The sequence below is a fragment of the Pinisolibacter aquiterrae genome (assembly GCF_019160155.1).
GTDB lineage: Bacteria > Pseudomonadota > Alphaproteobacteria > Rhizobiales > Ancalomicrobiaceae > Pinisolibacter > Pinisolibacter aquiterrae.
The window spans coordinates 435,195-449,926 of sequence record NZ_JAFNIH010000019.1 but is presented as its reverse complement, the minus strand read 5'-3'; the positions used below and the strand labels follow the sequence as shown (position 1 = coordinate 449,926).

Sequence of the window (14,732 nt, the reverse complement as noted above, 5' to 3'; positions counted from 1 at the left end):
ATTCACCCTGATCGACCGCAGGTCGCCCGCCCCCTCGTCGACGAGAGGGGCGGGGCGAGCGGTCCCACGGAAGACGAACGGAGTGCGTGATGGGTAAGGTCACCGGCTTTCTCGAGTTCGACCGCCAGGAACAGAAGTATCAACCGGCGGGCGACCGGATCCGGCATTTCCGCGAGTTCACGCTGCCGTTGAGCGACGTGGACGTGGAGCGGCAGGCGGCGCGTTGCATGGATTGCGGCGTGCCCTACTGCCATACCGGCTGTCCGGTCAACAACCAGATCCCCGACTGGAACGACCTCGTCTACAACGAGGAATGGGAAGAGGCGGCGCGCAACCTGCACTCCACCAACAACTTCCCCGAATTCACCGGCCGCGTCTGCCCGGCGCCGTGCGAGGAGGCCTGCACCCTCAATCTCGAGGACGTGCCGGTCACCATCAAGACGGTGGAACAGTCGATCATCGACAAGGCCTGGGCGATGGGCTGGGTCAAGCCGATCCCGGCGGCGGTCAAGACCGGCAAGTCGGTCGGAATCGTCGGATCGGGGCCGGCCGGTATGGCGGCGGCGCAGCAGTTGGCGCGTGCCGGCCACGAGGTCCACGTCTACGAGCGTGAGCCCAAGGTCGGCGGCCTGCTGCGCTACGGCATCCCCGACTTCAAGATGGAGAAGGCGCTGATCGACCGGCGCGTCTCGCAGATGGAGGCCGAGGGCGTGGTGTTCCACACCCGCGTCAACGTCGGCTTCGACGTCGGCGCCAAGGAACTGGCCGAGCGCCACGACGCGCTGCTTCTGACCGGCGGTTCGGAAGAGCCGCGCGATCCGCAGATCCCGGGTCAGGACCTCTCCGGCTGCCATTGGGCGATGACCTATCTGGTCCAGTCCAACCGCCGCACCTCGGGCGAGGACATCAGCCACGAAGCGCCGATCCTGGCGGCGGCGAAGCACGTCGTCGTGGTCGGTGGCGGCGACACGGCGTCGGACTGCGTCGGCACCGCCTTCCGTCAGGGCGCGGTCCAGGTGACGCAGATCGACATCCGTCCGGTGCCGCCGCAGAAGGAGGACAAGCTCGCCTCCTGGCCGAACTGGGCGGTGAAGTTCCGCACCTCCTCGTCGCAGGCGGAGGGCTGCAATCGCGAGTTCCAGACCGGCACCGTCGAGGTGGTCGGCGAGGACGGGCGCGTCACCGGCGTCAAGTGCGTCAAGGTCGACGCCAAGCGTCAGCCGATCCCCGGCACCGAATTCGTCATCAAGGCGGATCTGGTGTTCCTCGCCATCGGCTTCTCGCGTCCGGTCCACGTCGGCATGCTCGACGAGCTGGCGACCGCGTTCGACAAGCGCGGCAACGTCAAGGCCGACGACGTCGCCTACAAGACCTCGGTCGACAAGGTCTATGCGGCCGGCGACATGCGGCGCGGCCAGAGCCTCGTGGTGTGGGCGATTCGCGAGGGTCGTCAGGCGGCGCGGGCGATCGACCTCGACCTGATGGGCAAGACCGAACTGCCGCGCTGAGCGGTCTTCGTCTCGGACGTATTCGGCGGCGCGTCTCGACAGAGGCGCGCCGTCGTCGTCTTCGGGGTCAGTTCAGCGGACGGCGACCAGAACGGCGCCGCCGGCGATCAGGGCGACGCCGGCCCAGTTGATCGCGGTCAGACGCTCACCGAGGAAGGTGGCGCCGAAGACGGCGACCAGTACCACGCTCAGCTTGTCGATCGGGGCGACGCGGGCGGCCTCGCCGAGCGAGAGGGCGCGGAACCAGCAGAGCCACGAGGCGCCCGTCGCCAGTCCGGACAGGATCAGGGCGCCCCAGGCGCTGGCCGGAAGGCCGGGGAGCGCGCGCCATTCGCCGGTGGCGGCGACGAGGCCGCCGGCGAAGGCGACCACCACCAGGGTCCGCAGGAGCGTGGCGAGTTGCACCGGCACCTGGGCGACGCCGAGCTTGGCGAAGAGCGCGGTCGAGGCGGCGAAGACGGCCGAGAGCAACGCCCAGAACAGCCAGGCGGGAGGGGTGGGCAGGGTCATCGGGCCTCTCCGAAGGGATGAAACCGCGTCGGCCGTCGGTCCGTGGCGGTCACGGCGCGCGGCGGACGAGGGCGTCGACCCGGCCGGCGGGCGGATCGAGGGGGGCGCCCTCGACCAGACGGCGGTGGGCGGGGGTGGCGGCGACGGGGTAGCCGCCCGGCAGCCAGCGCGGCGGCGTACGGTCGGGGCCGCCGGCGAGGCCGGCCTCGGCGGACGGGGCGGGATCGTCGAGGGGGACGACCGGGCCCGGCACCGACCAGGGCGCCGGCGGCAGCGGCGGCGGCGCGCCGACGATGGTCGCCTCGACCGGGGCGACCACCTTGGGCTCCTCCGGCAGGGCGACCGGGGCCTCGCCGCGTTTGAGGCGCAGGATGCCGCTCTCGACGAAGAAGGCGAGTTTGCGCCGGCCGGCCCGGGTGAAGAGGATGCCGTCGTTGAGACGCAGGCGCTTCACCTGTCCGTCGACGTCGGGACCCATCTGGGTGTAGTGGCCCTCTTCGTCGGTGAAGGCGGCCCAGACGTCGACGAAGGTGCCGCCTGCGGCCTGGACGCGCGGGCGGGCGAGGTCGTTCAGCGACGACAGGAAGGCGGAGAAGGCGGCGCGCCGGGTCGGGCCGAGGTCGGCGTCGGCGGTGGGGGGCAGGCCCACCCACCAGAACGGCCGGCCGGTGGCGCGCAGCGCCGCGACATATTGGTCGAGGCGTTCGCCGTAGAGGCGGGCCCAGTCCGGGGAGTCGGGCTCGATCGCCTTGCCGCCGGGCACGGGAATCGCGCGCCAGTCGTTGATGCCGATCATGGCGACGACGAAATCGGGCGCGGTGTCGGTGAGGGTCTTCTTCAGCTGGGCGATGCCGTCGGGGTCGCCGTCGCGGACGAGGCCGGTGGTGTTCTTCACCTTGGGCAGGACGATGAGCGAGGGTTCCTCGGCGAAGGCGGCCTGGAGGCCGCTCGCGAGCCCGGCCGCCTCGATGTCGCCGACCACCACGACGGTCTGGGCGTCGGGGTTCTTCGGCGTCTCGACGACGCGAGGCTCGGCCGGGCGGGTGGGCTTGCGGGTCTGGTCGGGCTCGATGATCTGATACTGCTGTTGCTGTTGTTGCGGCTGACGCCGGCCGCCGCCGAACAGCATGTTGAAGAAGCCGGTGACGGGATCCTGGGCCTGAACCGGAGGAGCGCCCGGAAGGGCGAGCGCGATCGCCACGACGGCGAGCCACATCGCGATGCGGCGCATGGGGACGGTCTCCGGATCTCTGACGCCGCGAGGGTCGGCTCGAAGACCAGTCTAGTGCGATTTCCGCGCGGATTGAATCGGGTCGGAGATTTCTCCGACATTTTCGCGTGGCCGGGCCGGGTCTCAACCGCCGCGCAGCCGTTCCAGAACCTTGTCGGAGGGGTAGCCGTCGGCGGGCTGCATGCCGACCGACTTCTGCCAGGCCTGGAGCGCCGACTGGGTCTTCTCGCCGGCGCGGCCGTCGGCGCCGCCGGTGTCGAAGCCCATGGCGGTCAGCTTCTCCTGCATCTCCTGGGTCTCGGCCAGGGTGAGGAGACGCTCCTGGGTCGGCCAGGGATGGATGAAGGTGCCGTTGCCCCGGATCTTGTCGGAGAGGTGGCAGATGGCGAGCGCGTATTTGTTGGAGGGGTTGTAGGAGCGGACCGCGTAGAAGTTCTGCAACAGGGCGAAGGCGGGGCCCTTGGCGCCGGCCGGCAGCCAGATGCGGGCGATGTCGCCGGAGCGCGGGAAGGGCTGGCCGTCGGCGCGGCGCATGCCGCGCGCGGTCCAGTGGGCGATGGTGTGGCGGGTCTTGCCGTCGGCGTCGCCGAGATCGAAGCCGGGATCGAACGAGACTTCGTAGCCCCAGGCCTCGCCGCGGCGGTACTTGCCGCGCTCGACCATGTAGCGGGCGGTGCCGGCGAGCGCGTCGTCGGGCTTGCCGAAGGGGTTGATCTTGCCGTCGCCGTCGAAGTCGACGCCCATGTTGAGCCAGACCTCGGGCATCCACTGGGTGTGGCCCATGGCGCCGGCCCAGGAACCGATCATGCCCGACGGCTCGGCCCAGCCGCGATCGATGATGACGAGGCCGTTGAGGAGCTCGGCCTCCCAATAGGTGCGCCGTCGCGGCTCGCCCCAGGCGAGGGCGGCGAGGCAGTTCATCACCGGCTTCATGTATTTCGTGGAGACGGCGAGATCGCCGAAGGAGGATTCCAGCCCCCACAGCGCGCAGAGGAGATGGCGATCGACGCCGTAGCGGGCCTCGATCCGGTCCCACAGGGCGGCATATTCCTGGATGCGCTTGCGGCCGGTGGCGACGTTGTATTCGTTGGTGCGGCGGTCGACGTAGCGCCAGATCGGCTCGATCGTCTCGGGCTGCGACTTGTCTGACTTGAAGACCGAGGTCTCCGGCACGACCGAATTCATGACGCGGTCGTAGGTGGCGGCGGAGATGCCGCGGCCGAGCGCGCGCGGGCGGAAGGCGACGATCCATTCCCGGAACCCGTCGGGTATCTCCGGGGTCTCGGCGGCGCGCAGGGTGCCGGAGACGGGATTGGAGGCGCAGGCGCCGAGGCCGGTGGCGCCGAGGCCGACGAGGAAGGCACGGCGGGTGGTCGCCGGATCCGGGAGGGCGAGAAGGCCCCGGTTCAGCGAAGTCGCTCGTGTCATCGGTGGTCTCCTGATCGATGCGACCGGCTCGGGTGGGCGGGCCGGAGGTCGCGGATGGCGCGTCGTCTCGGGGGATCATGGTTAATTCGATCTTAATACGGTCTTAACGCCGTGGTGGTGAGTTTCGTGGCATGCGAGTGGCTCGCCACGGTCCCGCCACGACTGCGCATCAGGAGAACAGCGCGCCGGTCGCCGACGGATCCGCAGATCGACCGGCTTGTCGATCGAGCGAGCTTCCGGTACGTCCACAACTGTCGACGAGAGGGGATCCCGGCCCGATCGTCATGGGTTTCAGGGTGTTTTCGACATGAAGAAAATTCGCAAGGCCGTCTTCCCCGTCGCGGGCCTCGGAACCCGCTTCCTCCCCGCCACCAAGGCGATGCCGAAGGAGATGTTGACGGTCGTCGACAAGCCGGTGATCCAATACATCGTCGACGAGGCGCGCGAGGCGGGCATCGAGCACTTCATCTTCGTGACCGGCCGCAACAAGGGCGTCATCGAGGATCACTTCGACATCGCCTACGAGCTCGAGCAGACGCTGAAGAGCCGCAACAAGGTGGCGGAACTGGCCATCCTCGACGGTCAGCGCCTGCGCCCCGGCGCGGCCTCCTTCACCCGCCAGCAGGAGCCGCTCGGGCTCGGCCATGCGGTGTGGTGCGCGCGCGATCTGGTCGGTGACGAGCCCTTCGCGGTGATGTTGCCCGACATGATCATGAAGGGCGTCGGCAAGAGCTGTCTCGCCCAGATGACCGAGGTCTATCATGAGACCGGCGGCAACGTGGTCGCGGTCGAGGAATGCGCGCCCGAGCTCGCCCATCAGTACGGCATCGTCGGGGTCGGCGCCCACAAGGGCAAGGCCTTCGAGATCACCTCCATGGTGGAGAAGCCGAAGGCGGGCACCGCCCCCTCCAACCTCTTCATCAACGGCCGCTACATCCTGCAGCCGCGCATCTTCGAACTGCTGGCGAGCCAGGAGAAGGGCGCCGGCAACGAGATCCAGCTGACCGATTCGATGCTCAAGCTGATGGGCGAAGACGCGTTCTGGGGCGTGAAGTTCGAGGGCAAGACCTACGACTGCGGCTCCAAGGTCGGCTTCCTCGCGGCCAACGTCGCCTATGGCCTCGAGCGCACCGAGCTGACCGCCGACTTCAAGGCCGAGATCGCGGCGATCCTGAAGGGGCACTGATCCTCGGTCCGATCCACGACGCGCGGCCGTCGTCCCTGCCGGGGCGGCGGCCGTCTTCGTTTCTCGGGGGCCGTCGTCAGCGCTGGATGCGAACGCCGGTCATCACCGTGCCGACGTCGTAGGTCGGGGCGTTCGAGGCGGTGACGTGCTCGAACTTGGCACGGACGAAGGTCTGGAAGGTGCGGTCGAACTTGTAGGTCAGGCCGGCGGACAGGGCGGCGGTGCGCTCGTCGACGTCGATCCCGAAATAGTGCTTGGTGTCCCAGCCGCCGCCGAGGCTGGCGGTGAGGTCGCGCCGCAGCGCCCAATCGACGTCGATGGTCCAGGCGCGGGCGATCGAGCCGGGCGAACCGGCGTTGGTGGTGGGTTCGAAGCTGGTCTTGATCTTCGTCTTGACCACCACGAGACGGCTCGGCGACCACGTCAGGTTGCCGTCGACGAGCCAGCCGGAGAGGGTGCTCAACGAGGTCTCAGCCGGCTTCTCGAAGCCCCAGCCGGTCGAGATCTCGCCGCGCAGGGTCGGGCCGGTGTCGATCGCCACGCCGATCTTGGCGGCGGCGCCGTCGCCGTCGCGACGCAGGCCGTAGACCAAGCCGGCATCGTAACGGCGGATGCCGGTCTGGACCTCGACGAAGGGCGCGATCGTCCGGGTCGGCCCCAAGGTGGTGCGGAAGGCGGCGGTCCAACGGGTGTTGTTCTGGATCGACGGATCGACCGCGCCGGCGTCGAGGGTGCCGTTGAGGAAATAGTCGGAGCGGGCCATTTCGCCGCGCAACGTCAGGCCGATCGCGCCGACCTCGCGGGTCAGGCCGACGGAGAGGGTCTTGCTCTCGCGATCGGTGCCGTCGCCGGCGGTGGCCGTCTCGGTGACCGAGGTCGTCTCGCGCTGGCGGGCCCAGCCGGCGGCGAGATCGAGACGGGTGAGGTCGCCGATCTCGATCCGGCCCCGAACCTCGGCGGCATATTGCTTGCGGCTCTGATCCGGGGCGTTCGGATAGGCGAGGAGACCGCCGCGCAGCGACACCTCGAGCGCGTGACGCGACCAGTCGGATCGGCCGATCAGTTCCGGTTCGATCGAGACGGCGCTGCTCGAGCGGCCGCCGTGTGCCGAATCGACGTTCGATTTGCCGCCGACGCCGATCTCGATCGCCGGCCGCCAGGTCATGCCGCCGACGCGCAGGCCGAGCGGGGCGTAGGCGGCATCCTCCTTGACGGCCTCCTCGGCGGTCGCGCCGTCCGGGTCGGGCGGCGCCGAGCGGATCGCGGCGGTGGGCATCACCCGGCCGGTCTCCTCGGGTGGGGCCGTCGGCGCGACCGGGGCGACACGGGTGCCGGGGGCGGGCGTCGCCGTCCGGGTCGTGGCGGTGCCGCGACGGGCGGTCGAACCGCGACCCGCGGTCGCGCGGGGATCGACGGTGCCGGTGCGGGTGAGGTCGGGCGTGGCCGGGTCGGCCGTCGCGGCGGCGGCGTCGGTCCCGTCCTTCGGCAGGGCGGCGGGATCGAGCGGCGAGACGGTTTCGCCGAGACCGAGCAGATCGGGGGCGACGTTGACCGACGGGGTCGGGGTCCGGGGCAGGGTGCGGGTCGGATCGTCGGGGGTCGCGGTCTCGCGTTCGGAGAGGGTGCCGCGCAGGAACTGGGCGCGGACGGGCGAGACGGCGGTGAGAAGCGCGACGAGGAGGCTCGCGCCGGCGAGCGACGCGCGGAGGCACCCGTCGACGCGACGGGAGCGGGATCGCGACGCGGGAGCTCGCGCAGGAGGGAGGCTCGCGGAGCGCATGGATCCTCGGGACGATCGCGGCGGGGTCGACACGGGTCGGGTCGCGGTTTCTTGCCGAAAGGTAAAGGGAAGTGGTTAACGCTTTCTTGCCGGTTCTCGCGGGGGGAGGGGGCGCGACCGCGCGGCGCCTTGGCGCGCCGGCGAAACGTGGTAGAGAGGCGACCCCCACACCATGGCGGCGACGGTTTCGGCGCGGCCTCGGGTCAAGGATCCTCAGGATGAAACCAGACAGTCTCGCCTCGGCACGGCGCACGATCGCCACCGAAACTCGCGGCCTGGAGGCGCTCGCCGCCGCCCTCGACGGAGATCTCGGCACGGCGCTGGTCCGCGCGGTCGAGTTCATGGCCGATCCGGCGGCGCGGGTGATCGTCACCGGCATGGGCAAGAGCGGCCATGTCGGGCGCAAGATCGCCGCCACGCTCGCCTCGACGGGAACACAGGCCTATTTCGTCCATGCGGCCGAGGCCGGGCACGGCGATCTCGGCATGATCGCGCACGGCGACGTGGTGCTGGCGCTGTCGTGGTCGGGGGAATCGGCGGAGCTCGCGCCGATCCTCGCCTATGCGGCGCGGTTCGACGTGACGCTGATCGCGGTGACCTCGAAGGCGACCTCGACGCTCGGACGCGCGGCGACGGTGGTGCTCGAGCTGCCGCGCGCCGAGGAGGCCTGTCCGCACGGGCTGGCGCCGACCACCTCGACGACGCTGCAACTGGCGATCGGCGACGCGCTGGCGGTGGCGCTGCTCGAGGGGCGCTCCTTCACGCCGGAGGATTTCCGGGTGTTCCATCCGGGCGGTAAGCTCGGCTCGTCGCTCCGGACGGTGCGCGACGTCATGCACGTCGGCGACCGGGTGCCGGTCGTCGCCTCGGGCACGCCGATGAGCGAGGCGATCATCGCGATGACCGGCAAGGGCTTCGGCTGCGTCGGCGTGGTCGATGCCGAGGGCCGGCTGATCGGGATCGTCACCGACGGCGACCTGCGCCGCCATCTCTCGCCCAATCTCTTGGAACAGCGGGTCGACGACGTCATGACCCGCAATCCGAAGACCACCCGCCCCGATGCCCTGCTCGGTCGGGTGATTGCGACCTTGAACGTGTCGTCGATCACGGCGCTGCTGGTGGTCGAGGACGAACGCCCGGTCGGCGTCGTCCACGTCCACGATCTGCTGCGCGCCGGGGTCGCCTGAGGCGACCCCAAACCAGACAGAGCGTCGCCTGAGGCGACCCCAAACCAGGCAGAGCGTCGCCTGAGGCGACCCCGAAGCAGGAAGAGGGTCGCCCGAGCGGCCGCGAGGCAGGAAGAGGGTCGCCCGTGGGCGACCCGGGGTCTCAGGCCGCCTCGACGACCAATACGGTTCCCTCGACGGCGCGCACGACGACGCGGGTGCCCACCGGCAGGAGCGGCCCGCGAATGCGCCAATTGGTGTCGTCGATGGTGAGGCGGCCGCCGTTCTCGCCGAGCGGCTCCTCGAGGGTGAAGGCGCGGCCGACGAGTCGGCCGGCGCGGTCGTTGAGGAGCGGATCCTCGGACTCCGTCTCCGAGCGCTTCATGACGCGGCGGCCGACGATCAGGAGGACGATCGACAGGATCGCCCAGATGATGGCGAGGGTTCGCACCGACCAGTCGACCGCCAACGCCAGGACGCCGATCAGGACGGCGGCGGCGCCGAACCAGATCAGCACGAAGCCGGGCATCACGATCTCCAGGCCGAGGAGCAGGAGGCCGAGCAGCCACCAACTCCAGGCGCCGTATCGCAGAAACAGGGTTTCGAGACCGTCGAGCATGGAAGTCTCCCTGAGCCGTCAGCCACGCGTGTCCGGCACGCCGGGGCGGCGGCGCTGCTCGCCGCCCTCGCCGAAGGTCGCCTTGGCGATTTCGGCGATGCCGGCGATCGATCCGAGGATCGAGGTGGCGTCGACCGGCAGCATCAGGACCTTCTGATTGGGGGCGGAGGCGAGATGGCCGAGCGCCTCCACGTATTTCTGGGCGACGAAGTAGTTGATCGCCTGGACGTCGCCCTCGGCGATCGCCTTGGAGACCATCTCGGTCGCCTTGGCCTCGGCCTCCGCCGCGCGCTCGCGCGCCTCGGCGTCGCGGAAGGCGGCCTCGCGGCGGCCCTCGGCGGCGAGGATCAGCGCCTGCTTCTGGCCCTCGGCCTTGAGGATCTCGGACTGACGCATGCCTTCCGACTCGAGAATGGCGGCGCGCTTGTCGCGTTCGGCCTTCATCTGGCGGCCCATCGAGGCGACGAGGTCGGCCGGCGGTACGATGTCCTTGATCTCGATGCGGGTCACCTTGAGGCCCCAGGCCTCGGCGGCGGCGTCGACGACGTGGAGCAGTTTGGTGTTGATCTCGTCGCGGTGGGAGAGCAGCAGGTCGAGTTCCATCGAGCCCATGACGGTACGGATGTTGGTCATGGTCAGGTTGAGGATGGCGATCTCGAGCTGTTGCACTTCGTAGGCGGCGCGGGCCGCGTCGAGGATCTGGTAGAAGGCGACGCCGTCGACGGCGACGGTGGCGTTGTCCTTGGTGATGACCTCCTGGGTCGGCACGTCGAGGACCTGTTCCATCACCGAGAGCTTGGCGCCGATCCGGTCGATGAAGGGAACGATGACGTTGAGGCCGGGCTTCAGGGTGCGGGTGTAGCGGCCGAAGCGCTCGACCGTCCAGTTCTGGCCCTGAGGCACCGTCTTGACGCCGGCGAAGAAGACCAGGACGACGACCGCCACGAAGGCGACGACGACGATGTCGAAACCGGAAAGGGGCATGGACTTCCTCCCTGTCGGCCGTGGGCCTCCACGGCGCGAGAGCGGCCGGGGCCGCTCCTCCTCTAGATCCAGCCGCCGAGCTCGCGGCGGACCACGGTCTCGATCACGTCGAGGCCGAGCGGTCCGTCGTTGAGACAGGCGACACGGTGAAACTTCTCGCCGCCGGCGGCGCGGAAGATCTCCGCGTTCTCGTGACCGATCTCCTCGATCGTCTCGAGACAGTCGGCGGCGAAGCCGGGGGTGATCGCGACCAGACGCCTCACGCCGGATCGGGCCAGCGCGGCGATGGTCTCGTCGGTATAGGGGCGCAGCCATTCCGCCTTGCCGAAGCGCGACTGGAAGGTCATCCGCAAGCGCGTCTCGTCGTATCCGGTCGCCTCGCGCAGGAGCCGCATGGTCTTGGCGCAGTGGCAGAAATAGGGATCGCCCTTCTCGAAATAGCTCTCGGGGATGCCGTGGAACGAGGCGACGATCACCTCCGGCTCCCAATCGAGGGCGGCGAGGTCGTTCGCCAGCGAGGTGGCGATCGCCGAGACGTAGGTCGGGTCGTCGTGCCAGGGCGGGGCGATGCGGACCGCCGGCTGGCGGCGCATGGTCTTCAGCGCGTCGAAGGCGGCGTCGGCGACGGTCGCGGTGGTGGCGGCGGCATATTGCGGATAGAGCGGCACCACCAGGATGCGCTCGCAGCCGCGCGCCAGAAGCGCGTCGAGGCGCTCGGCGATCGACGGGTTGCCGTAGCGCATCGCCCAATCGACGACGAGGCGGTCGTCGTCGCGATCGAGCCGCTCGGCGAGGCGCTCGGCCTGGGCGCGGGTGATGGTCTTGAGCGGGCCTTCGTTCCGCTCCCGGTTCCAGATGGTCGCGTAGTCGCGCCCCTTCCTCGCCGGCCGGGTGGTCAGGATGATGCCGTTGAGGATGACCCACCAGATCGCGCGCGGCACCTCGATGACGCGGCGGTCGGAGAGGAACTCCTTCAGATAGCGCCGCATCGACCAGTAGTCGGTGCCGTCCGGCGTGCCGAGATTGACCAGGAGGACACCGACACGGCCGCTCTCCACCGCCGGATGATCGGCGGGCCGGGGCGAAGGGGAGGGCGCGGTGGTCGGGGGCATCGGGACGGGCGGCTCCGGGTGAGGATTCGACTTTTACCCAGTCTACACGAGGGTGGGCGAAAATGTTTCCGGGACGATGACGGCGGGCGGACGGGCTTGCCGGCCTCGAAGTGTTACGTTATAACATCCTCCATGAGCACGACAGCCTCTCTCGCCCCGCGTCCGGTCGGGATCCTCTCGGGTCGGGACCTCGGTCCCGCCCCCTCCGCACATGGTCCCGTTTCGGTGTCGGCGCAAGCCCGCATCGAGGGGCTCGGGGATCATGGCGGCGATCGTCATGCGCACGCGGCCGATCATGCGGTCGAGGCCGAACACGGGCACGATCACGGTCCCGCGCCGGAGCATGGACACGCGCACGGGGCGGTTCGGGGCGTGACTGTGCCGCGTTTCTCGATGGTGCAGGCGTCGGTGGCGTCGCGGCTGGCGGTCGCCGGCGGGCTCTCCGTTCTCGTCTGGCTGGCGGTGCTGTGGGCCAGCGCTCCGATCGTGCCGGCGGTGCTGCCGTGAGCGCGCTGATCGAGTTCGAGGATCTCACCCTCGGTTACGACCGCCATCCGGCGGTGCATCATCTCACCGGCGCGATCGCGCGCGGCAGTCTGACCGCGGTGATCGGGCCGAACGGGGCGGGCAAGTCGACGCTCCTCAAGGGCATCGTCGGCGCGGTCCGGCCGATCGGCGGGGCGATCCGGCTCCACGGGGTCGAGCCCAAGGCGATCGCCCATCTGCCGCAGGTGGCGGAGATCGATCGGCGTTTCCCGTTGTCGCTCTACGATTTCGTGGCGATGGGGGCGTGGCGGCGGATCGGCGCCTTCGGCGGCATCGGGCCGGCGGAACGGGCGCGGATCGGCGAGGCGCTGGCGGCGGTCGGGCTCGAGGGGTTCGAGACGCGGTCGATCGGGACGCTCTCGGGCGGGCAGATGCAGCGGGCGATGTTCGCGCGGCTGGTGTTGCAGGACGCGGCGGTGATTCTGCTCGACGAGCCCTTCAATGCGGTCGACGCGCGCACCGTGGCCGATCTCCTGGTTCTGGTCCATCGCTGGCACGGCGAGGGGCGCACGGTGGTGGCGGTCTCGCACGACATGGCGCTGGTCGCCGAGCATTTCCCCGAAACGTTGCTTCTCGCCCGCGAGCCGGTCGCCTGGGGGCCGACGGCGGAGGTCGTCTCGGACGCCCATTTGGCGCGGGCGCAGCGGATGATCGAGGCCTTCGATACTCACGCGCACGTCTGCGCGCGCGCGTCCTGACGCTCGTCACGCTCCCTGCTCCGTCGCTCGACCCGAGGACATCATGACCGCATACGATCTCCTGATCGCGCCCTTCGCCGACTTCGAATTCATGCGGCGGGCGCTGGTCGGCTCGGTGGCGCTGGCGCTGGCGGCGGCCCCGATCGGGGTGATGTTGATGCTCCGGCGGATGTCGCTGACCGGCGACGCGATGAGCCACGCGATCCTGCCCGGCGCGGCGATCGGCTATCTCTTCGCCGGCCTGTCGCTGACGGCGATGACGCTCGGCGGATTGATCGCCGGCGTCGCGGTGGCGGTGGCGGCGGGGGCGGTGGCGCGCTCGTCGGTGCTGGGCGAGGACGCCTCGCTCGCCGCCTTCTATCTCCTGTCGCTGGCGCTCGGCGTCACCATCGTCTCCCTGCGCGGGTCGAACGTCGACCTCCTGCACGTGCTGTTCGGCTCGGTGCTGGCGCTCGACGACGACGCGCTGATGCTGATCGCCGGGATCTCGACGGCGACGCTGATCGTCTTCGCGATCATCGCGCGGCCGCTGGTGCTCGATTCGATCGATCCGGGCTTCCTGCGCGCGGTCGGCGGGCGGGTCGGGGCCTCGGTCCACCTCGTCTTCATGGGCGTGGTGGTGCTCAATCTGGTCGGCGGCTTCCATGCGCTCGGCACGCTGATGGCGGTCGGGCTGATGATGTTGCCGGCGGCCGGGGCGCGGTCCTGGGTCGACGACCCGACCGCGACGATCGCCGTGGCGGCGTTGATCGGGGTGATCTCCTCGGTCGTCGGCCTCGTCGTCTCCTATCACCTGTCGCTGCCGGCCGGTCCGTCGATCGTGCTGACGGCCGGGGTGATCTGGTTCGTCTCGCTCTTGTTCGGGCGACGCGGTCTCGTCACCACCCGGCTCGGGCGGCGACATCTGGAAGCCTGACCGGCGCGTTCGCCGAACGCGCGGTCCGCCTCTCATCCTCCTTCGCAGACCTCAACGTGGAGTCGATCCCATGATCGTAGTGTCCCGTCGTTCGTTGTTCGCCGCCACCGCCACGCTGGCGCTCGCCGCCGCGACCCGGCCGCTCGCCGTCGCCGCCGAGACCCGCCTGCCGGTGGTCGCCTCCTTCTCGATCCTGGCCGATCTCATCGCCCGCGTCGGCGGCGAGCGGGTGACGATCTCGACGCTGGTCGGGCCGAACGGCGACGCGCACGTGTTCCAGCCGAAGCCGAGCGACGCCAAGACGCTCGCCGCCGCGAAACTCGTCTTCGTCAACGGGCTCGGCTTCGAGGGCTGGATGGATCGTCTGGTCGCCGCCTCGGGAACCCGGGCGGCGGTGGTGGTCGCCTCCAAGGGCGTCGTGCCGCAGAAGGCCGAGGACGAGGGCGAGGCGCACGGCGCCGAGGCCAAGGCCGGCCACGACCATGATCACGGTGCCTTCGATCCCCACGCCTGGCAGTCGATCGACAACGTGAAGCTCTACGTGGCGAACATTCGCGACGCGCTGATCGTCGCCGATCCGGAGGGGCGCGAGGTCTACACAGCCAATGCCGCCGCCTTCACCAGCGAACTCGCCGGCCTCGACGCCGAGGTGCGGGCGAAGATCGCGGCGGTGCCGGCGGCGCGGCGGCGGGTCATCACCTCTCACGACGCCTTCGGCTATTTCGCCACGACCTACGGCATCGAATTCGTGGCGCCGCAGGGTCTGTCGACCGACGCCGAGCCCTCTGCCAAGGCGGTCGCCGCGCTGATCCGCCAGATCCGGCGTGAACACATCACCGCCGTCTTCATCGAGAACATGACGGACGGTCGATTGGTGAAGCGGATCGCCAAGGAGACGGGTGTCGTCCTGGGTGGGGAACTCTATTCCGACAGCCTCTCGCCAAAGGGTGGACCGGCCTCCACATATGTCGATATGGTCCGCAACAACGTGAAGCTCCTGACGGCGGCGATGGCCGATTCGTGACCGATCGCCCGGCGGTGGGCTTCG

At 69.9% G+C, this 14,732-nt stretch carries 14 protein-coding genes; 7 read left to right on the top strand and 7 right to left on the bottom strand.

Going from position 1 to position 14,732, the window contains the following annotated elements; genetic code table 11:
- Positions 1–89 precede the first annotated feature (89 nt).
- Positions 90–1,508: a glutamate synthase subunit beta gene (locus J3S89_RS06375; RefSeq protein WP_217926630.1), complete on the top strand. Its 1,419-nt coding sequence runs from the start codon at positions 90–92 to the stop codon at positions 1,506–1,508.
- A 72-nt stretch (positions 1,509–1,580) separates the two neighbouring features.
- On the opposite strand, the gene J3S89_RS06370 is transcribed toward J3S89_RS06375, so the two are convergent.
- From J3S89_RS06370 to J3S89_RS06360, 3 genes are all read right to left on the bottom strand, one after another.
- Positions 1,581–2,018 carry an EamA family transporter gene (locus tag J3S89_RS06370; RefSeq protein WP_217926629.1) on the bottom strand — a complete coding sequence of 146 codons (438 nt, stop codon included), beginning with the start codon at positions 2,016–2,018 and terminating at the stop codon, positions 1,581–1,583.
- A gap of 49 nt (positions 2,019–2,067) precedes the next feature.
- Positions 2,068–3,249 carry an SGNH/GDSL hydrolase family protein gene (locus J3S89_RS06365; protein ID WP_217926628.1) on the bottom strand — a complete coding sequence of 394 codons (1,182 nt, stop codon included), beginning with the start codon at positions 3,247–3,249 and terminating at the stop codon, positions 2,068–2,070.
- 123 nt (positions 3,250–3,372) lie between these two features.
- Positions 3,373–4,677 (bottom strand): lytic murein transglycosylase, encoded by a 1,305-nt coding sequence (locus tag J3S89_RS06360; protein ID WP_217926627.1) that lies wholly within the window; start codon positions 4,675–4,677, stop codon positions 3,373–3,375.
- Between the two features lie 307 nt (positions 4,678–4,984).
- Between J3S89_RS06360 and galU the strand changes: the two genes are divergently transcribed.
- A complete protein-coding gene (gene galU / locus J3S89_RS06355) occupies positions 4,985–5,863 on the top strand; it encodes a UTP--glucose-1-phosphate uridylyltransferase GalU (protein ID WP_217926626.1) in 879 nt (292 codons plus the stop codon).
- 76 nt (positions 5,864–5,939) lie between these two features.
- Here galU and J3S89_RS06350 read toward each other — a convergent pair whose 3' ends face one another.
- Positions 5,940–7,643, bottom strand: a complete 1,704-nt coding sequence (locus tag J3S89_RS06350) for an outer membrane beta-barrel protein (protein WP_217926625.1) — start codon at positions 7,641–7,643, stop codon at positions 5,940–5,942.
- A 218-nt stretch (positions 7,644–7,861) separates the two neighbouring features.
- Between J3S89_RS06350 and J3S89_RS06345 the strand changes: the two genes are divergently transcribed.
- Positions 7,862–8,830, top strand: coding sequence for a KpsF/GutQ family sugar-phosphate isomerase (locus J3S89_RS06345; RefSeq protein ID WP_217926624.1), 969 nt, complete (start codon positions 7,862–7,864; stop codon positions 8,828–8,830).
- 142 nt (positions 8,831–8,972) lie between these two features.
- Here the strand turns inward: J3S89_RS06345 and J3S89_RS06340 are convergent, their stop codons facing one another.
- The 3 genes from J3S89_RS06340 to hemH all read right to left on the bottom strand — a co-directional run bounded on the left by J3S89_RS06340 (position 8,973) and on the right by hemH (position 11,524).
- Positions 8,973–9,428: an NfeD family protein gene (locus J3S89_RS06340; protein WP_217926623.1), complete on the bottom strand. Its 456-nt coding sequence runs from the start codon at positions 9,426–9,428 to the stop codon at positions 8,973–8,975.
- Positions 9,429–9,446: 18 nt separating this feature from the next.
- Complete coding sequence (locus tag J3S89_RS06335) at positions 9,447–10,412, bottom strand: SPFH domain-containing protein (protein ID WP_217926622.1); 966 nt, start codon at positions 10,410–10,412, stop codon at positions 9,447–9,449.
- Positions 10,413–10,474: 62 nt separating this feature from the next.
- Positions 10,475–11,524 (bottom strand): ferrochelatase, encoded by a 1,050-nt coding sequence (gene hemH, locus J3S89_RS06330; protein WP_217926621.1) that lies wholly within the window; start codon positions 11,522–11,524, stop codon positions 10,475–10,477.
- Positions 11,525–11,896: 372 nt separating this feature from the next.
- On the opposite strand from hemH, the gene J3S89_RS23370 reads away from it, so the two are divergent.
- From J3S89_RS23370 to J3S89_RS06315, 4 genes are all read left to right on the top strand, one after another.
- The gene (locus J3S89_RS23370) at positions 11,897–12,031 is read left to right on the top strand and encodes a hypothetical protein (protein ID WP_274383202.1); all 135 of its coding nucleotides are present in this window, start codon (positions 11,897–11,899) and stop codon (positions 12,029–12,031) included.
- Positions 12,028–12,768 (top strand): metal ABC transporter ATP-binding protein, encoded by a 741-nt coding sequence (locus J3S89_RS06325; RefSeq protein WP_217926620.1) that lies wholly within the window; start codon positions 12,028–12,030, stop codon positions 12,766–12,768. The genes J3S89_RS23370 and J3S89_RS06325 overlap by 4 nt, the downstream gene beginning before the upstream one ends.
- Positions 12,769–12,811: 43 nt before the next feature.
- Complete coding sequence (locus tag J3S89_RS06320; RefSeq protein WP_217926619.1) at positions 12,812–13,684, top strand: metal ABC transporter permease; 873 nt, start codon at positions 12,812–12,814, stop codon at positions 13,682–13,684.
- A 70-nt stretch (positions 13,685–13,754) separates the two neighbouring features.
- A complete protein-coding gene (locus J3S89_RS06315; protein WP_217926618.1) occupies positions 13,755–14,708 on the top strand; it encodes a metal ABC transporter substrate-binding protein in 954 nt (317 codons plus the stop codon).
- Positions 14,709–14,732: the final 24 nt, after the last annotated feature.